The sequence below is a fragment of the Polaribacter sp. R77954 genome, assembly GCF_044595335.1.
Lineage (GTDB): Bacteria > Bacteroidota > Bacteroidia > Flavobacteriales > Flavobacteriaceae > Polaribacter.
Window position 1 is genome coordinate 2262312 of record NZ_CP138992.1, and the last position, 19181, is coordinate 2281492.

The 19181-nt window shown below is 30.4% G+C and carries 21 protein-coding genes and 1 pseudogene; 14 read left to right on the forward strand and 8 right to left on the reverse strand.

What is annotated here, in order from left to right:
* Positions 1–63: 63 nt before the first annotated feature.
* The gene (locus tag SJY27_RS09705; protein ID WP_397444630.1) at positions 64–996 is read left to right on the forward strand and encodes a bifunctional riboflavin kinase/FAD synthetase; all 933 of its coding nucleotides are present in this window, start codon (positions 64–66) and stop codon (positions 994–996) included.
* Between the two features lie 60 nt (positions 997–1056).
* Positions 1057–2331, forward strand: coding sequence for a serine--tRNA ligase (serS, locus tag SJY27_RS09710; RefSeq protein WP_397444632.1), 1275 nt, complete (start codon positions 1057–1059; stop codon positions 2329–2331).
* A 114-nt stretch (positions 2332–2445) separates the two neighbouring features.
* On the opposite strand, the gene SJY27_RS09715 is transcribed toward serS, so the two are convergent.
* Entirely contained in the window at positions 2446–2589 is a 144-nt protein-coding gene (locus SJY27_RS09715; RefSeq protein WP_397444634.1) for a hypothetical protein, read from the reverse strand.
* Positions 2590–2711: 122 nt separating this feature from the next.
* Here SJY27_RS09715 and SJY27_RS09720 point away from each other — a divergent pair, with 122 nt between their 5' ends.
* The 3 genes from SJY27_RS09720 (at position 2712) to SJY27_RS09730 (ending at position 5133) form a co-directional block, all read left to right on the forward strand.
* Entirely contained in the window at positions 2712–4532 is a 1821-nt protein-coding gene (locus SJY27_RS09720; protein ID WP_397444636.1) for a tetratricopeptide repeat protein, read from the forward strand.
* 87 nt (positions 4533–4619) lie between these two features.
* Positions 4620–4949 carry a DUF4286 family protein gene (locus SJY27_RS09725; protein WP_397444637.1) on the forward strand — a complete coding sequence of 110 codons (330 nt, stop codon included), beginning with the start codon at positions 4620–4622 and terminating at the stop codon, positions 4947–4949.
* A 1-nt stretch (position 4950) separates the two neighbouring features.
* Entirely contained in the window at positions 4951–5133 is a 183-nt protein-coding gene (locus SJY27_RS09730; RefSeq protein ID WP_397444638.1) for a hypothetical protein, read from the forward strand.
* Positions 5134–5138: 5 nt separating this feature from the next.
* Here the strand turns inward: SJY27_RS09730 and SJY27_RS09735 are convergent, their stop codons facing one another.
* A complete protein-coding gene (locus SJY27_RS09735; protein WP_397444639.1) occupies positions 5139–5984 on the reverse strand; it encodes a hypothetical protein in 846 nt (281 codons plus the stop codon).
* A gap of 127 nt (positions 5985–6111) precedes the next feature.
* Here SJY27_RS09735 and rsmA point away from each other — a divergent pair, with 127 nt between their 5' ends.
* Positions 6112–6903, forward strand: a complete 792-nt coding sequence (gene rsmA, locus SJY27_RS09740) for a 16S rRNA (adenine(1518)-N(6)/adenine(1519)-N(6))-dimethyltransferase RsmA (protein ID WP_397444640.1) — start codon at positions 6112–6114, stop codon at positions 6901–6903.
* A 1-nt stretch (position 6904) separates the two neighbouring features.
* Positions 6905–8254, forward strand: coding sequence for a magnesium transporter (gene mgtE / locus SJY27_RS09745; RefSeq protein WP_397444641.1), 1350 nt, complete (start codon positions 6905–6907; stop codon positions 8252–8254).
* Positions 8255–8378: 124 nt separating this feature from the next.
* On the opposite strand, the gene SJY27_RS09750 is transcribed toward mgtE, so the two are convergent.
* From SJY27_RS09750 to SJY27_RS09760, 3 genes are all read right to left on the reverse strand, one after another.
* Positions 8379–9032 (reverse strand): hypothetical protein, encoded by a 654-nt coding sequence (locus tag SJY27_RS09750; RefSeq protein WP_397444642.1) that lies wholly within the window; start codon positions 9030–9032, stop codon positions 8379–8381.
* 118 nt (positions 9033–9150) lie between these two features.
* Positions 9151–9786, reverse strand: coding sequence for a viroplasmin family protein (locus tag SJY27_RS09755; protein WP_397444643.1), 636 nt, complete (start codon positions 9784–9786; stop codon positions 9151–9153).
* Positions 9779–10351 carry a phosphoribosylglycinamide formyltransferase gene (locus SJY27_RS09760; RefSeq protein ID WP_397444644.1) on the reverse strand — a complete coding sequence of 191 codons (573 nt, stop codon included), beginning with the start codon at positions 10349–10351 and terminating at the stop codon, positions 9779–9781. The genes SJY27_RS09755 and SJY27_RS09760 overlap by 8 nt, the downstream gene beginning before the upstream one ends.
* 172 nt (positions 10352–10523) lie before the next feature.
* Here SJY27_RS09760 and SJY27_RS09765 point away from each other — a divergent pair, with 172 nt between their 5' ends.
* The 5 genes from SJY27_RS09765 to pyk all read left to right on the forward strand — a co-directional run bounded on the left by SJY27_RS09765 (position 10524) and on the right by pyk (position 14764).
* The gene (locus tag SJY27_RS09765; RefSeq protein ID WP_004569249.1) at positions 10524–10760 is read left to right on the forward strand and encodes an acyl carrier protein; all 237 of its coding nucleotides are present in this window, start codon (positions 10524–10526) and stop codon (positions 10758–10760) included.
* 7 nt (positions 10761–10767) lie between these two features.
* A complete protein-coding gene (fabF, locus tag SJY27_RS09770; RefSeq protein ID WP_397444645.1) occupies positions 10768–12021 on the forward strand; it encodes a beta-ketoacyl-ACP synthase II in 1254 nt (417 codons plus the stop codon).
* 4 nt (positions 12022–12025) lie between these two features.
* Positions 12026–12772, forward strand: coding sequence for a ribonuclease III (rnc, locus tag SJY27_RS09775; protein WP_397444646.1), 747 nt, complete (start codon positions 12026–12028; stop codon positions 12770–12772).
* A 93-nt stretch (positions 12773–12865) separates the two neighbouring features.
* The gene (locus SJY27_RS09780; protein WP_397444647.1) at positions 12866–13333 is read left to right on the forward strand and encodes an IPExxxVDY family protein; all 468 of its coding nucleotides are present in this window, start codon (positions 12866–12868) and stop codon (positions 13331–13333) included.
* A gap of 3 nt (positions 13334–13336) precedes the next feature.
* A complete protein-coding gene (gene pyk / locus SJY27_RS09785) occupies positions 13337–14764 on the forward strand; it encodes a pyruvate kinase (protein WP_397444648.1) in 1428 nt (475 codons plus the stop codon).
* Positions 14765–14823: 59 nt separating this feature from the next.
* On the opposite strand, the gene SJY27_RS09790 is transcribed toward pyk, so the two are convergent.
* Positions 14824–17121, reverse strand: a complete 2298-nt coding sequence (locus SJY27_RS09790) for a M28 family peptidase (RefSeq protein ID WP_397444649.1) — start codon at positions 17119–17121, stop codon at positions 14824–14826.
* Between the two features lie 107 nt (positions 17122–17228).
* Between SJY27_RS09790 and SJY27_RS09795 the strand changes: the two genes are divergently transcribed.
* The gene (locus SJY27_RS09795) at positions 17229–17696 is read left to right on the forward strand and encodes a CBS domain-containing protein (protein ID WP_397444650.1); all 468 of its coding nucleotides are present in this window, start codon (positions 17229–17231) and stop codon (positions 17694–17696) included.
* A 23-nt stretch (positions 17697–17719) separates the two neighbouring features.
* Here SJY27_RS09795 and SJY27_RS09800 read toward each other — a convergent pair whose 3' ends face one another.
* Both SJY27_RS09800 and SJY27_RS09805 read right to left on the reverse strand, forming a co-directional pair.
* Positions 17720–18442 carry a GIDE domain-containing protein gene (locus tag SJY27_RS09800; RefSeq protein ID WP_397444652.1) on the reverse strand — a complete coding sequence of 241 codons (723 nt, stop codon included), beginning with the start codon at positions 18440–18442 and terminating at the stop codon, positions 17720–17722.
* Positions 18443–18457: 15 nt separating this feature from the next.
* Positions 18458–18811, reverse strand: a complete 354-nt coding sequence (locus SJY27_RS09805) for a hypothetical protein (protein ID WP_397444654.1) — start codon at positions 18809–18811, stop codon at positions 18458–18460.
* A gap of 198 nt (positions 18812–19009) precedes the next feature.
* Between SJY27_RS09805 and SJY27_RS09810 the strand changes: the two are divergent.
* Positions 19010–19180: pseudogene (locus SJY27_RS09810) on the forward strand (single-stranded DNA-binding protein); the annotation flags it as partial.
* Position 19181: the final 1 nt, after the last annotated feature.

Sequence of the window (19181 nt, forward strand, 5' to 3'; positions counted from 1 at the left end):
CCAATCTTAATGTTCTTTTTAATAAGCCTTTATTGTACATTTGTAATATTAAATTTTTATTTTTTGAAGATAGTACAAGACATTTCAAATTTTACTTCTGATAGTCAAACATTTGTAACTATAGGTACATTTGATGGCGTGCACTATGGGCATCAAAAGATAATAGAAAAATTGGTTTTTGAGGCAAAAAAAGCCAATAAAAAATCGGTTTTGCTTACTTTTTTTCCTCATCCAAGAATGGTGCTTCAAAAAGAGGCTAGCATAGAAATGATTACTACCATTGACGAACGTGCTTTTTTGTTAGAAAAAACAGGTTTAGATTATTTAATAATTCATCCTTTTAGTAAAGAATTTTCTAGAACTTCTGCTTTAGAGTTTGTAAGAGATATTTTAGTAAATCAATTAAATATTTCTAAATTAATTATTGGTTACGATCATCATTTTGGTAAAAATAGAGAAGGTAATATTATACAACTTACAGAATACAGCCACGTGTACGATTTTAAAGTAGAAGAAATACCTGCACAAGATATCGATGATGTTTCTGTAAGTTCTACAAAAATTAGACGTGCTTTACATGCTGGTAATTTAAAAACTGCCAATAATTATTTAGGATATTACTTTATGCTAAATGGTAACGTAGTTAATGGGAAAAAATTGGGTGGTAAAATTGGCTATCCAACTGCAAATATTGACATTAAAGAGGCTTACAAATTAATTCCGAAGACTGGAGTATATGTTGTAAAATCTACAATTGATAAAGAAGAAGTGTTTGGAATGATGAATATTGGCAACAGGCCAACCGTTAACGGAAATCATCAAACTATAGAAGTCCATTTCTTTGATTTTAATAAAGATTTATATCATCAAAATTTAACTATAGAATTGCTATACTTTTTAAGAGACGAACAAAAATTCGAATCTTTAGAATTACTAATTTATCAACTTAAAAAAGACGAATTAATTGCTAGAGATTACATTAAAAACAATCTCTAAAAGTAGATTGCCAAAGTCTTAATCTTCGTGTATATTTGCGGCTTATAAAACATCGAAAAAATGTTACAAGTACACTTTATTAGAGAAAACAAAACCACTGTTTTAGAAGGTTTGGCAAAACGTAATTTTGCTGATGCTGAAACAATTATTGAACAAGTTTTAACTGCGGATGAAAACAGAAGAGCAACTCAGGTTGAGCTTGATAATACATTAGCAGAATCTAATAAAATATCCAAAGAAATTGGAAATCTGTACAAAAGCGGAAAAGCACAAGAAGCCAATGTTTTAAAAGCTAAAACTGGTGAATTAAAAGAAAGTTCTAAAGAATTGTCTGAAAAACTAACAGTTTATGCTGATAAATTGCAAACGCTTTTGTATCAAATACCAAATATTCCACACGCTTCTGTAAAAGCAGGTACTTCTGAAGAAGATAATGAGAACATTTTTAGTGAAGGTATTATTCCTGATTTAGGTGAAAATGCATTACCTCATTGGGAATTAGCAAAAAAATACGATATTATTGATTTTGAATTGGGTACTAAAATTTCTGGTGCTGGTTTTCCTGTTTATAAAGGAAAAGGTGCAAGATTACAACGTGCTTTAATCAATTATTTTTTAGATAAAAATACAGCTGCTGGTTATACAGAGGTACAAGTACCTCATTTGGTAAATACGGCTTCTGCAACTGCAACTGGGCAATTGCCAGATAAAGATGGTCAAATGTATCATTCTACCATAGATGATTTGTATTTAATACCAACAGCAGAAGTGCCAATTACAAATATGTTTCGTGGAGATTTAGTGCAAGAATCAGATTTCCCAATCACTTTAACTGGTTACACACCTTGTTTTAGACGCGAAGCTGGTAGTTATGGTGCGCATGTACGTGGTTTAAACAGATTGCATCAATTTGATAAAGTAGAAATTGTAAGAGTAGAACATCCAGATAATTCTTACAAAGCTTTAGATGGAATGGTTGAACACATTAAAAATATTTTAAGAGAACTTAAACTACCTTACAGAATTTTGCGTTTGTGTGGTGGAGATACAGGTTTTACATCGGCTTTAACGTTCGATTTTGAATTGTTTTCTACAGCACAAGACAGATGGTTAGAAATCAGTTCTGCCTCTAATTTTGAAACTTTTCAGGCAAATAGATTAAAATTACGTTTTAAAAATAAAGAGGGTAAAAGCGAATTAGCGCACACACTAAATGGTAGCTCTTTGGCTTTACCACGTGTTTTGGCTGGTATTCTAGAGAATTATCAAACAGAAGATGGAATTCAAGTTCCAGAAGTTTTAGTACCTTATTGTGGGTTTAGCTTTATTGACTAACTTATTGAGTAAGCAGTGAAGCAGTCTTCAGTTGACATTATGTAGTAACATAATTTTAAACAAAAAGACTAGCTGTTTTCCCCTTTGGGGAAATGTATGAAAGACAATGGGGCTCTAATTCGCTATAACAGCTACCATTAATCTTTTGTATTTATTCATCTCTAAAAGCGCATTTAAATAAGCACTAATTTGCCCGTTTTTCATAAACTCTATAGAGTTTTGCTTTGCGTTTTCGTATTTGTTGGTTAGCTCGTTCATAATTTTGTTTTGATTGGTTATATGGTATAGACAAGTTTCGTGCCAAAACGTTACAAAGATGTGCGTGAAATAAGATTGGTTTAATAAAAATTTAACATTTATGTTGATTATCTTTGAATTTTATGAAGCAGTTTTTTCTCATTATATTTATAAGTTGTAGTGCCATTTCCTTTTGCCAAGAAAATGATAATCAAAATGATTTTTTCTTAGCAGAGAGCTATTATAGGCAAGGAGAATATGAAAAAGCAACTCAGATTTATAAAAAACTGTACGATAAAAGTCCGTTTAACACCACCTATTTAAATAGATTAATTACCTGCTATCAACAAACAGATAAATTTTTGGTTGCCCAAAACTTATTATCTGAAAAAATAAAAAAAAATCCTACCCAAAATTATCTCTATGTATTTTTAGGTCATAATTTTGAAAAACAACAACTTAACGAACTTGCAAAAGTGAATTACGATATAGCCATCAATTCCTTAGATGTTTCTGCTGCTTATGGAGGAATTATAGGAAGACTTTTTAAAGATTATAACAAATTAGATTTTGCCATTTTAGCCTATGAAAAAGCGATGCAGCAAAACAAAAACTCCAATTACAATTTTCAAATTGCTCAGATTTATGGAGAAAAGGGTGATTTTAAGCAAATGTTTGAATATTACATTAATTTAATTGATAAAAATGGGAGTTATTTAAACTTAGTGCAACGTTATGCAAGTAGATTTATTACTGATGATGCAGAAAATGAAACCAATATTTTATTCCGAAAAACCTTATTAAGAAAATCGATAAGTAAGCCTAAAGAAGAATGGAATATGCTGTTAAGCTGGCTATTTGCGCAGCAAAAAGATTATGGAAAAGCGTTGATTCAAGAAAAAGCTTTGTATCAAAGAAATTCTACTGATTTATCTGAAATTTTTAGTTTAGGTAAACTATCTTTTAACAATAATGATTACGAAGCTGCCCAACAATGTTTTCGTTTTATTGATGAAAAATCGACGTTAAAAGAAGAGAAAATTGAAGCTAATTTATACATTGCTAAAATTGCAGTAGCCACAAAAAATAAAGACATAGAAATTTTGTTTCGGAACTTATTTAACAAGTTTGGAAAAAATCAAGAAACAATAGCTTTACAAGTAACATATGCAGATTATTTAACTTTTAGTAAAAGCGAACCTGAAAAAGCAACTACAATTTTAGAAGAAGCATTAACCTATTCAAAATCGAAATTTGAAAAAGCCAGAATAAAATTAAAATTAGGTGATGTTTTAGTGTTTAGAGGTCGTTTCAATAAAGCTTTAATTTACTTTTCTCAAATTCAAACCCAATTAAAAGGGTCTGAATTGGCACAACAAGCACGTTTTAAAGTAGCACAAACAAGCTATTTTAAAGGAGATTTTGATTGGGCAAAAGCGCAACTAAAAGTATTAAAAGGTTCTACAACACAACTCATAGCCAATGATGCTGTAGATTTATTTCTAAAAATTACAGATAACGAACCTGTAGATTCTATTCCATCAGGATTAAAACAGTTTGCAAAGGCAGAGTTGTTGGCTTATCAAAATAAAAATGAAGCAGCTTTGCAAGAATTAGAGGGTTTATTATCACCTAAAAAAACAACAAAAACAGAATTATTTGTAGTAGCAAAACCTGGCGAAGTTATTTATGATGATGTATTGTATTTACAAGCAAAATTATTGATTAAACAAGAAAAATTTTTAGCAGCAATTGCAAGTTTAGAAAAAATTATTGCTGCAGATAATCGAGGTTTTTTAACTGACGATATTTTGTATTTAATAGCAGAAACCTACAATACAAAACTTGATAACATCGAAAAAGCGAAAGAATACTATCAAAAAATAATTTTCGAACATCCTTCAAGCATTTATTTGGTTGATGCACGAAAAAAATTCAGAAAATTAAGAGGAGATACAATTTAGTTTGTCGTTAATGGTTGTTTGTTATTTGTTAAAAAAAATTAATGGCAACTTTACTATCAACTAAAAACCAATAACTAAAAACCAACTATGTACATATACAACGTAACTATAAATATAGATGATACTGTTCATAATGAATGGTTAACTTGGATGGAAACCCATATTTTAGAGGTTTTAAACACTGGCAAATTTACTTCAGCAAAGCTTACGCAAGTTTTGGTAGAAGAAGAAATGGGTGGCAAAACCTATGCTATACAATACACTACAAATTCGCGTGAAGATTTAGAGGCGTATTACTTTGAAGATGCTGAACATCTACAAATTAAAAGCTTGCAAAAATTTGGCGATAAAATGCTAGCTTTTAGAACAGAGTTACGTTTAATTAAAGAGTTTTACCCCACAAACACCAAAAATTGATTTGAATTTATTTTTTTACAAAAACAGAAAAGTAATTTTAGCAGTAGCCATATTGTTGCTAATTATTGGTATTATAATGGCCTATTTTTATTGGGGTGTTGAGCCACAAGAAACCATTTCAGGTGCATTTTGTGGTATTGGTTTATCCATAGCTATTTTTTCTTTATCACTAAAGAAAGGATAACAATATTAAAAACTAGCACCAACACCTACAGAAAAAGTAGCTATTTTAGAAACCCCAATTTTAAAATGTTCATAACCAGATAAAATTTGATAATTTTTGATGTGATATTTTAGCAACAATTTTGTTTTATAAACCTCTTCTTGATTAATGTTTGTCCATTTATGACAAAAATCTATACTAATTGGCTTTACAACAAACAGCTCTGCTCCTAAACCCATACCAAAACCAGATTTATCTACATCACTACCAACATGCATTATTCCTAAACCAAACCAAGCATCAAAACGCTGGGTTCTAACTCTATGATATTTTAATAATGCAGAATATAATGAAAACGATTCGTGATGATTTTGCACTTTTTCAGTCAAATACAAATACTCTAAATCTAGCGCAAAACGTTTTAAAAATCGAAAATTTACCCCAAAATTATTTCCATATAAATTTTTATTTTCTCTCACAAAAGTATTTGTAATATCTAACCTTGTAATATTATAATTGGTAGAATCCGTATAAATAAAATTACCATAATTGGGTGTTTTATAACTATAATTTGAAATTTCTGCATCGTGCATTCGTCCATTTTTTTCAAAAACAGATTCAATGGCAACTCCATAAAATGTATGAGCAGCTATACTCCAAATAATCCTAGCAAAGGGGTTAGAAATATCATCACCAAAACGATTTCTATTACTTCTATTACTTCTAGTTGTGGTTGTTCTTTTCCCTGTACTTCTAGTAGATTTTGTAGTTTTTAAACGCTCTTTTCCTTTTTTTAATTTTCCTTCTTGGGCAAAAGCACAGCAATGTGCGCCAAACAATAAAAGGATTACAAGCAGTAATTTTTGTAGCATTTTTGGTCTATTTTTTAAATCACTTATCACCAATAATTATGCCGATTTTAACTGTATCTTTGTTTTAATACTAAATTCATAGCTATGATTTTTAGTATACTTTACATGTAATAAATGATAGGAAGATATGTCTGTAAAAGCAAAAAAACATTTAGGTCAACATTTTTTAACGGATGAAAGTATTGCAAAAGATATTGCTGATGCTTTAACCGAAAACGGTTATGAAAATGTCTTAGAAATTGGTCCTGGAATGGGCGTTTTAACCAAATATTTATTACAAAAAAAGCCAAAAGTTACCGTTTTTGAAATCGATACAGAATCTGTTACCTATTTAAAAGAAGTTTTTCCTGTAGAGCAAATTCAAGTAAACACATCTAAAGAAAAATTTGAAATTATTGAAGGTGATTTTTTAAAATGTAACCTCCAACAAATTTTCTACCATAAACAAGTGGCTATTATAGGCAATTTTCCGTACAATATTTCTTCTCAAATTGTTTTTAAAGCAATAGATAACAGGGCAATAGTTCCAGAATTTGCAGGTATGTTTCAAAAAGAAGTAGCTATGAGAATTGCAGAAAAAGAAGGCAGTAAAGTATACGGAATTCTGTCTGTTTTAACACAAGCTTTTTTTGATGTCGAGTATTTATTTACAGTACCTCCTACTGTTTTTAATCCACCACCAAAAGTAGATTCTGGTGTAATTCGATTTATAAGAAAAAAAGATTTTACACTACCTGTAGATGAAAAATTATTCTTTCGTGTGGTAAAAACCGCTTTTAATCAACGTAGAAAAATGTTGCGCTCTAGTTTAAAAAGCTTCAATCTTTCGGATTCTTTAAAAGAAGACCCTATCTTTGCGAAGCGACCAGAACAACTTTCTGTTTTGGAGTTTATTTCACTCACCAAAAAACTCTCATAAAATGGCATTTGAAATTACAGATGAATTTTTAGAAAAGCTTAGTGAGCTTATAGAAGCAAACAACGAGGCAGCAATTACCAAACTGTTTAAAGAGGTACATTATGCAGATGTTGCAGAGGTTTTAGACGAAGTAAATTTTGACGAAGCTATTTATATTATTAAACTATTAGATAGTGAAAAAACATCTGAAATTCTTACAGAACTAGAAGATGATATTCGTGAAAAAATTCTTAAAAATTTATCAGCCCAAGAAATTGCAGACGAGATTGGCGAAATGGATAGTGATGATGCAGCTGATATTATTGGAGAACTCTCTGATGAACGCCAAGCACATGTAATTAATGCTTTAGATGACGATGAGTTAGCTGCAGATATTAAAGAATTATTATCTTACCAAGATAATACTGCTGGGGCTTTAATGGCCAAAGAACTTGTAAAAGTCTACGAAACTTGGACAGTGGCTGGCTGCATGCGCAGAATTAGAGGCCAAGCCAAAGATGTTACTAGAGTGCACTCTATTTATGTGGTAGATAAAGAAGATAAACTAGTGGGCAGATTGTCTTTAAAAGATCTAATTATTTCTAAATCCGATCAACACATAGCAGATATTTTAAAAACAAAAGTTGATGCCGTAAATGTACATGAAGATGATGAAGAAGTGGCTAAAATTATGGCAAAATACGATTTAGAAGCCATACCTGTTGTTGATGATAATAATGTTTTATTGGGTAGAATAACCATAGATGATATTGTTGATGTATTAAAAGATGAAGCAGAAAGAGATTACCAATTAGCAGCCGGTTTAACAGAAGATGTAGATTCTGATGATAGTATTTTACAATTAACCAGAGCTCGTTTGCCTTGGTTATTTTTAGGTTTAATTGGCGGAGTTGGGGCTTTTTTAATTATGGAAGGCTTTCAGGGTGTTTTTGCAAAATATGCAGCCCTATTTTTCTTTACTCCTTTAATTGCTGCCATGGCTGGTAATGTTGGTGTACAATCTTCTGCAATTATTGTACAAGGCTTGGCTAATGATGATGTAAAAGGAAGTATCAATAGCAGATTGATAAAAGAAATGTTGTTGGCTGCTTTAAACGGAATTATTTTAGCGTTATTTTTATTCTTATTTGTTTGGGCTTACGAGGGTAAAGTAAACACTGCTTTAGCAATTTCTTCATCTTTGGTGGTAGTTATTATTGTAGCTGGTTTAATTGGCACTTTTGTTCCTTTGTTTTTAAACAAAAGAGGCATTGACCCTGCAATTGCAACAGGACCGTTTATAACTACGTCTAATGATATTTTCGGAATTTTGATTTATTTTTTAATCGCAAAAATGATTTTAGGAATTTAAAAACATTTTACCTAAATCATAACTAAAGTTGTAATTTTTATCTTAAAAGTTATTTGTAAGAAAAAAGGTAGACATCATATCTACCTTTTTTAACAGCTTTCGTTCTGTTGCAATCTTCTAATTATTATTTATTTTCTATAATTTTATCAAAATCTTTAATTTCTTCATTAAACTCTTCAATTGCATCTTTATGTAAAGTCATGTATTGGTTTATTGTGTCATCCAACTTTTCTTTTAAATCGTCAAATTTCTCAAAAACCTCGTCTAAATTTTCCTTCATCTCGTCATCAGAAACATATTTTTCCGAAATTAATTCTAAATACTCTTTTTGAACATTTGCAACAGCTTGCAAAACTTCTTCTGTTTGTAACCAATCTGGAATTGTATTCCTTAAATTAGCTACTCTGTAATTTAAACTTTCAATTCGTTCTTTAGTGTTTGCTTTGTTTGTATTTCTAATGCTTACCAGTTCGTTATTTACAGTTGTAAAATCCTCCCAATCATCAAAACCTACAACCCCATTTATATCTAAATCATATACAATTGGTGTTGCTCTATCTTTTAGTTTGTAGCTGCGTGTTTTAATAAGATTTTCATCAACATCTTCATTTTTCAGTTCAATATCTACATTATCCTTTTCTACTTTTATGGCTTCACCAATTTCTTGACTATCTGTTGTTGTTTTCTTTTTGGGATTATTACAAGACAGCAACATCATATTTGATATTGCTAACATCATTATTATTGTCTTTACCGAATTTAAATTCATAATTTTCATAATATCTCTATTTTAGGTTCATTACAAAATTATGTGATTCACAAAGTGTTACTTAACGTAAATGGTTTATATTTTTGCTCATTAGTAAAACAAAAATTATAAGGATTAAATAAGAGCGCTATTTCCTTCCAAAATCCGCAGGAATTTCTCCCCAAGCTTTAGTTTCCCATTTTAAAATTGGGTTTTTAAAAGTATTGGCTTTAAGCCAAGATTCTGCTCTTTTAATAAGTTCTAGCAAATCTTTATTAGAAGCATCAAAAGTAACATTGGTTTTGCATTTTTTTTGACGAATCCAGCTCATCGCAATTTTAGAATCAGAATAAATAGGAATATTTTCTTTGTTTTTACTCTTTAATAAGGCAATTCCATGAACTAAAGCTAAAAACTCACCAATATTATTTGTCCCTTTTTGGTAAGGTCCTTTTCTAAAAATTTCCTTTTTATTGTGTGTAAAAACACCCCTATACTCCATTTTACCAGGATTTCCAGCACAAGCAGCATCTACAGAAATACTTTCTAAGATTGGTTTTCCAAATTTAGCCTTTTCAGAAGAGGATAATGTTTGAGTTTTAGTGTTTTTACCTTTATAATCTTTATACAATTTTGTTGATGCTATTTCAGCCTCATTTAAACTGGTAAAAGATTTGTATTCTGCACCTTCAAAGCCATCAATTTGCCGTTTGCAAGCATTCCAAGCAGTAAAAACACCTGTTTTTCTACCTTTCCAAACCACATAAAACTTTTTTTTAGGCATTTTCTGATAAAATAACTTCTTCAATTACTTTAGGAAAGTACTGTTGTTCTAAAAGATGAATTTTACCCGCAATTATTGCTGGAGTATCATCTATACTAAGTTCTGTTTTTGCTTGAAAAATAGTAGCTCCTTCATCATAATTCTCGTTTACATAATGAATAGTAATTCCGGTTTCTGGCTCATTATTAGCAGCAACTGCCTTATGCACATGCATTCCATACATCCCTTTTCCACCATAATTTGGCAACAATGCAGGATGAATATTGATGATTTTATTAGGAAAAGACGCAATAATTTTTGCTGGAATTTTCCATAAAAACCCAGCCAAAACAATATAATCAGCCTCTTTTTCTAAAAGGTTAAGTATTGTATCTGAAAGAATAAAATCTTTTTTATCAAACAATAAACAAGCAACATTTAATCTTTTGCATCTTTCAAAAACCTTGGCACGTTCATTGTTACATAACACTTTAGTAACCTTAGCGGTTTTAGTATGATTAAAAAACTTTATAATGTTTTCTGCGTTCGATCCTGAACCAGAAGCAAAAACAACAATACGCTTCATATCTACATTTCTAGGCTACAAAAAAAAGAATAAATATTAACAAATTGATGATTTTTAAAGGGAGATTAATTTTTTTTATTTACTTTTAGTAATCATTTTTTGGACAAAAATTAGTTAGAATTATAAAGATTCGTATTTTTGCGCCGATTTAAATTTTAAAAAACACAAAATTATGTCAGACATTGCATCAAGAGTAAAAGCTATTATCGTAGACAAATTAGGCGTAGACGATAATGAAGTAACAACAGAAGCTAGCTTCACAAATGATTTAGGAGCAGATTCTTTAGATACTGTTGAGTTAATTATGGAGTTCGAAAAAGAATTCGATATTCAAATTCCAGACGATCAGGCTGAGAACATAGGTACAGTAGGTCAAGCAGTTAGCTACATAGAAGAAGCAAAAAAGTAATATTTATATGCAGTTAAAACGAGTTGTAGTCACTGGACTTGGCGCATTAACGCCAATTGGTAATAATATTGAAGAATATTGGAACGCTTTAATTAACGGAGTTAGTGGAGCAGCACCTATCACACACTTTGATGCTGCCAAGTTCAAAACTCGTTTTGCATGTGAATTAAAGAACTTTACGGTTACCGATTTTATCAATAGAAAAGATGCCCGTAAAATGGATAAATTTACACAGTATGCAATGGTAGCCTCTGATGAAGCTATAGCTGACGCTGATTTAAATTTAGACGAAATTAACAAATTACGTGTTGGCGTAATTTGGGGAGCAGGAATTGGAGGATTGGAAACATTTCAAAACGAAGCCATTAATTTTGGCGCTGGTGATGGAACTCCAAGATTCAACCCATTCTTTATCCCTAAAATGATTGCAGATATTGCTCCTGGAAACATTTCTATTAAAAATGGTTTTATGGGGCCAAACTACACCACAGTATCTGCCTGTGCATCTTCTGCAAATGCCATGATAGATGCACTAAACTATATTCGATTAGGACATTGTGATATTATTGTTACTGGTGGCTCTGAAGCAGCTATTACACAAGCTGGGGTTGGTGGTTTTAATGCCATGAAAGCACTATCTGAAAGAAACGATGATTGCAAAACTGCTTCTAGACCTTTTGATGCAGAACGTGATGGTTTTGTTTTAGGAGAAGGTGCTGGTGCTATTGTTCTTGAAGAATATGAACACGCAAAAGCAAGAGGTGCAAAAATTTATGCAGAAGTTATTGGAGGAGGAATGTCTTCTGACGCTTATCATATGACTGCTCCTCATCCTGAAGGAATTGGTGTTATAGCAGTAATGAAAAATTGTTTAGAAAACGCTGGTATTAACCCAGAAGATGTAGATCATATCAATACACATGGTACTTCTACTCCTTTAGGTGATGTTGCAGAACTTAAAGCAATTTCTGAAGTTTTTGGTGAGCATGCAAAAAACATCAACATAAATTCTACGAAATCTATGACTGGCCACTTGTTAGGTGCTGCTGGTGCTATAGAATCTATAGCTTCTATATTAGCTATGCAACATGGTATTGTACCACCTACAATAAATCATGCCAATGTAGATGAAAACATTAATGCTGAATTAAACCTTACACTTAATCAACCTCAAAAAAGAGAAATTAAAGTAGCAATGAGCAATACATTTGGTTTTGGAGGTCATAATGCTTGTGTGGCTTTTAAGACGTTAGAGGATTAAAAGAATGAAGTTAATTCCTAAAATAGTTATAAAGCGACCACCTAAAAATAAAGAAGATAGGGCTTTATATTACGAATTAAAGGAACTTTTAAACTTTACCCCAAGAAACTTAAACAAATATAAAAAAGCATTTACCCATAGATCTGTACAAATTTCTGATGAAATGGGAAATCCTATAAACTATGAACGTTTAGAGTTTTTAGGCGATTCTATTTTAGGAGCTGTAATAGCAGCATATCTCTTTCAAAAAGTACCTTCTGGATCTGAAGGTTACCTTACCAAAATGCGCTCTAAAATTGTGAGTAGAGAACATTTAAACGATTTAGGGAAAGATTTAAATTTAATTCGTTTTGTAAACAGTAATGTAGACGAGGCTAATGTTGGTGAAAATATTCACGGTAATATTTTTGAGGCTTTAATTGGTGCTATTTACTTAGACAAAGGCTATAAATTCTCTCAAAAATTCATCTTTGAAAATGTAATTTTACCTTATGTTGATATTGAAAAACTAGAAGGCAAAATAACCAGCTACAAAGGATTAATAATTGAATGGTGTCAAAAACAAAAAAAGAAATATAAATTTGACACTTACGAAGATACTGGCAACGACTCTGTAAAACACTTTAGTGTTAAAGTAAGTATTGATGGTGAACAAATTGCCAAAGGCAGAGCAACTTCAAAGAAAAAAGCTGAGGAACAAGCCTCTAAAAGAGTATATTACGCTTTTCAAAGCCAAATTTCGGTAAGCTAAACACGATAACGTTTTCGTTAAAATAAATTTAAAACTCGCAAAGTATTAGTAAATTAGCAGCGTAAAATACAAAGTAAGAGCTAATTTCTATTTATGCAAATTCACTCATTAGGCTTAAATATATGTGAAGAAGAATATTCTTTAATAGGAATTCATACCACGTTAGAAGATTACAAGCTTGCCTATGTATTGAACAAAAATTTAGGAACTCGCTTTTACAAATCTAAAGAAGATTTAAGTTTCGGAAAGATGAAACAACAAGCATCTTTTTCAATATTTAATTATTCGAATAAAAAATACGATTTCGAATGGTTTTTAATAGCAAATAGTTCAAAAAGAGAAAATCAAGCTGTATCTAATGAACTTTTATTAAGCTCAGAAACTAAAACCTATTTAATTCCTGAAAAGAAAAAAGTAGATTTTTTTGTAAAAATTACAGGAAACGTAAAGTATAGTTTTGTTGTAGAAACTATACAAAAAATCAAAACAATAAATCAAGTAATTACATCTTATTCAATAGATAAAAACACCTTAAAATCGAAAGATTTTTTAATATTTTAAAATATGCCACATAACAATAAAACAAAAATAGTTGCAACCTTAGGACCAGCAATAGATAGTAAAGAAAAAATGAAAGAACTCGCTGAAGCTGGTGTAAATGTTTTCAGAATTAATTTCTCTCACGCAAACTATGATATTGTAAAGCAAAATGTAGATAGAATTAGAGCTATAAATGAAGAAAATGGCTACAATATTGCTATTCTTGGAGATTTACAAGGCCCAAAACTTAGAGTTGGGGTTATGGAAGATGGTGTTGAATTACAAGATGGAGATACTTTTAAATTTACTACAGAGGAGTGTATAGGTACTAAAGAAAAAGCATTTATGACCTATCAACGTTTTCCAAAAGACGTTAAAGTAGGAGAACATATTTTAGTAGATGATGGTAAATTACTTTTTGAAGTAGCCTCTACCAATAAAGAAAACGAAGTTATTGTTAAAGTACTTGTGGGTGGCCCTTTAAAATCTAAAAAAGGAGTGAACTTACCAAACACGGCTATTTCTTTACCTGCATTGACAGAAAAAGATATGGAAGATGCCGTTTTTGCTATTGGACAACAAGTAGATTGGATTGCTTTATCGTTTGTTAGAACACCAGACGATTTAAGAATGTTACGAGATTTAATTGCTCAGCACTCTGATTACAGAATTCCAGTAATTGCAAAAATAGAAAAGCCTGAAGCCGTTAAAAACTTAGACGCTTTAATACCTTATTGTGATGGTTTAATGGTGGCTCGTGGCGATTTAGGTGTAGAGATTCCTATGCAAGAAGTACCTTTAATACAAAAGAAATTAGTAAGAAGAGCTAAAAGAGCAAGAATTCCTGTAATTATTGCTACGCAGATGATGGAAACAATGATTGATAATTCTGTACCAACAAGAGCAGAAGTAAATGATGTTGCCAACTCTATTATGGATGGTGCAGATGCAGTGATGCTTTCTGGAGAAACTTCTGTTGGAAAACACCCTTTAAGAGTAATCCAAAAAATGTCTGAAATCATTAAAAGTGTAGAAAACTCTAGAATGATTAAAGTACCTCAAGAAGCACCACATATTAGAACCAATAGGTTTATTACAAAATCTATTTGTCATCATGCAGCAATGATGGCTAACGATACTGGTGCATCCGCTATTTCTACATTAACCAATAGTGGTTATACTGCCTTTCAAATTTCATCTTGGAGACCTAGAACACACGTTCTAGCTTTTTCTACAGAAAAAAGAATTTTAGGAAAGTTAAACTTACTTTGGGGAGTTAGAGCTTATTTTTATGATAAAAACTTAACTACAGACGATACTGTTGAGGATATTAATCGTATTGCCAGAGAAAAAGGGTTTGTGAAGCCTGGAGACTTAATTATTAACTTAGCATCTATGCCAGCAGAAGCAAAAGGTATGGTAAATACATTACGTGTTACTGAGATTGAGTAGTTTTAAGTAACTAAAATATTAAAAGCGTTTTGACCACAATCAAAACGCTTTTTTTTGCCTTAAATTTTTAATTTTTTGCTAATAATAATGGCATCATTCGTTACAAATGGCATTGGCATCATTGCTTCTGATCTTGGTTTTAGGTTAAAGTTTAGATTTGTTAACAAATCATAAGATATTTCATTTAAGATAAAATCTACCTTTTGCGTTGCATCTACTGTAAAAGACAACACCAACTCTGTATCTGAATTTGCCATATAATATCTTAAAAACGTACCATTTTTAACTGTATAATTTTCGCCTTTTAAAACCAATGCATCATTTACTTTAAATTGCTTTAAAGTAATTTTATTCTTAGTAATAAACTCATACTTATTCACCTTTCTTTTAGGGGTAACAGTTAGCTCTAAGAACCGATTTTTACCAATAATGGTATCTATATCAATTACCATATTCGATGATTGTAGATTTCTAAAATCAGTTTTTTTATGATATTTAAAACGTGTATTATATTTACTCTTAGTTTCTGCATTGGCAATACTTCCTTTAGTTGAAGACTTGTCAAAAATTTGTTTGGTATAGCTATCTAAAGTTGTATTGTAAGTTCCAAAATAGGAAGTTTTTTCATCAGAATTTTCAATATATACAATACTATTGGGTTTTTTATTATCCACAGAAAAATCACTGAAATAAAAAGCATACGCAAAGAAAATAATTGTAAAAAATCCACTTAATTTTAACATCCATTTTGCTTTCTTTTGATGAAAAGTAAACACCATTAGTCCAAAAACTAATGCAATTAACAACCCGCTTATAAATATATTTTTTAACCCCAAACCAACAGGAAACATTTTTATTAACGGAGCAAAAATATATAGGGTTGGTATAGATAAAATAGTACATAAAATACGTTTTGAACGAGCTTCTACCTCCATAAAAATAGATATCGCTACAATCAATAATGCACTAAAAACTGGGATAATAAAAAACCCTGCACCTTTTAACAAACTACCGATTAAAAAATTAATTATTAACCAAATAAAAATTGGAGCTATAAGTAAATTTGTAGTTTTTTCTTCCTTTTTAAAATAACTATATACTTTTAGTAAAATCCAAAGATTTAAGAATACAAAAGCAATAATATAGGTATAGCCATTATAGGTAAAACCATGTAATATATCTTGATACTGAGGATGATTGATAAGCAACAACTTCCATAAATAAAAAGAAACGCCACTGCATGAAACAACACCTAATAAAAATGGAATAAAACCTTTTAAGCTTCCTTTTAGAGTGATTTTATTCTTCATAAATCCAAAAAATAACAACACTATAAAAAGAATCGTGGCAACAATCAACATTGGAAATACCCAAGAATAAGGATAGGTTAATAATCTAGCAAAAGGGAAATTTACATAAACAAAATCTGCATCAGAATGCAAATCATTTAAATTAGAATTGGCAAAATAATTAAGCGATGTGGTAAAATAATCCGCTTGATGTAAAAGCGTTTCTCTATCTAAACGCTTATAAGTATCTTGAGCTGTATGATAATCGAAATGATCGCCTATAAAAGCAAAATTGAAACCATTAATATTTGCATCTTCTCTAAATACAGTTAAATCTGTATCATTTGGTAATTTTTTATAAATGCTGTACATTAAAGAATTGGCAGCAGGAAAATTAGGTTTCGCAGCTAAAAACTCAGACAGTAGTTTACTATTTTTTCCATTAGTCTCCATCAACATATAACTTGGCCCACCACTACCTCTAGCCTCAAAATTTAAAACTAAACCAATCTCTTTAGTCCAAGAATGCGCATCTACAAAAGCCTGAGCACCTAATAAGCCCAACTCTTCAGCATCAGAAATAAGAATAATAATATCGTTTTTAGGTTGTTTATTTTTTGCCAAAAACGCTCTAATACCTTCTAAAATTGTTACTACTCCAGAACCAGCATCACTTGCTCCTTTAGATGAATGAGGGTTAGCATCGTAATGTGTTAAAAGCAATAATGCTTTACCATTACCAGAACCTTTAATTCGTGCTAAAATATTTTCTGCAGTTGTACCTGCAATCCATTTTTTATTGATTGCGGTTTGGGTTTGAATCTCGGTAGTTAAACCCATTTTACTAAATTCATCAACAATATAATTTTGAACATCTTTGTGAGCCTCACTTCCTGTAAAATGTGCTTTTTTACTAATTTGTTTAAGGTGATGCAAAGCATTATTTAAAGAAAAATCTGTTTTTAATGTCGTTTTTTCTTTTGGTAAGCTGGGTTTCATATCATAAAAACTCCAATAAATAACACCAATAACAATAAGTACAGATAAGACAGATGATAGTTTTTTCATATTAAAAATCAATTTCGATAAAAATAAGAAATTAAAAAAAAATTAACGTTATTTTTGAATGAAACAAAAAAAACGCTACATTTAAAGAGAATAAAATTAAAACAATAATGGGAATTAAAAGCTTTCAAGGAAAAAGAGACGAGTCTCAAGGTAAAACAGAAGAACAAATTTTGGTTTCAGACTACATGACCACTAAGTTAGTTACTTTTAAAGCAGAAGATTCTTTAGATTACGTAATTAGCCAATTGATAAAATATAAAATATCTGGAGGCCCAGTAACCAATGATAAAAACGAATTAGTGGGTATTATTTCTGAAACAGATTGTATAAAACACATTTCTGAAAGTAAATACTATAATATGCCTTCTGATACCAATAATACTGTAGGAAAATATATGGTTAAAGATGTGGACACCATAGACAAAGACATGAATATTTTTGATGCAGCTTTTAAATTTATCAGTTCTCATAGAAGAAGATTTCCTGTAATTGAAAATGGCAAACTAATAGGGCAGCTAAGCCAAAAAGATGTTTTAAAAGCGGCTATTAAAGTAAAAGGGAATACTTGGAAGTAGCCTTTTGCTTATCATTTTTTTTGTTACAGCCTCTTTTTTGAGGCTATATTTGGTAAATCTGTAATAATAATTTTCTGTTTTTCAGTGCTTTGCAATGCTACAATTTTGGAATAATTATAGTCGGGAATTTTAAAATCTATGGCTTTGTGTTGTACTCTACCAGCTACAGTAATTTTCTCGCCAATTTCTATAATAGCTTCTTTATAACGCAGTTGTTTATTAAAGCCAAAAAAACCAGTACTTTTTATGTTGTAGTGCCTTAATAGTTCTTCAAATTTTGGTGATGGTTTTTTAAATGAGCCAGATGTTGTTTTTTTATCAACCACTACATGACATAAAAAATTTTGGGGATATTGTTGTAATTCAACCAGAGCATATTCACCATTTTGTTCTAGTAAAAACTCTTGAAATCGTTCTTCTTCAATTAAAGTTTTCCAAGAAGATGAATCTTCATCTCCAGTTTCTTGCTCTATTATAATTTGATAAAAAACGCATTTTCGTTTGCTTAAAGGTGCTAAAAAAGGTTCATTTATAGATATGGTTTTGCCTGTAATTCTAGAAAATTGATTGCTTTTTAAACTAATTATTTTTTTATCAGTCAATTTGGTAAGTATTCTTTTTACCTTTTGTTTTGCGCTAAAATACCAAGCTAATGTACCTACTAGAATAAAGACAACCACAAAACAAATAGGAATTATCACTGTTTTATGGTTTAATATATAATTAAAAACATGCTCTACATTCATGGTAGAAATAATAAGTTATAATTCTCTTTTAATTAGCAAAAACATTTCATTTTCTAACGCCAAATATCCTTCATCATAAATGTAAAAATAAGTATTACCTGTTTTTGTTTTATAGATTGATGTAAAAAACTGAAAGTCGAAACCCTTATCATATAATTTAGTTCTAGTTACTTTAGTTTTGCCAGAAACGTTTAAATCGGATAATATTTTATAATTTTTTCGAAGCCGATTATTAATATTTCGGATAAGGTTTTTACTGTCTTTATTTACTTTATTGTTGTAAGAATTTCTGCAATAATCTGAACAAAACTTCTTATCTACTCTACCTTTTACAGTTTCTCCACATTCTAAACACTTTTTATTTTCCATCTCACAAATATAGTTAATTATTCGTTTACAAACGACTACAAATACTTACAACCGAAAGTAATTGCTTTAGAACCGAATAAAAAATGGTTGCTGCAAGATCTTTGCAGTGTTAAAAGTGGTAAAAATAACTCAGTATCTCTTTAACAAAACTAAATTATAAATCTGCGTACAATAATAATACGCATAAAAACTTATCTTATGAATACGTTAAGAAACAAAGTACAATTAATTGGAAACTTAGGAAATAATCCAGAAATTATCAATTTAGAATCTGGCAAAAAACTAGCAAAATTTTCTCTTGCAACTAATGAAAGTTATACCAATGCTTCAGGTAAAAAAATTGATAAAGTTGAATGGCACCACGTCGTTG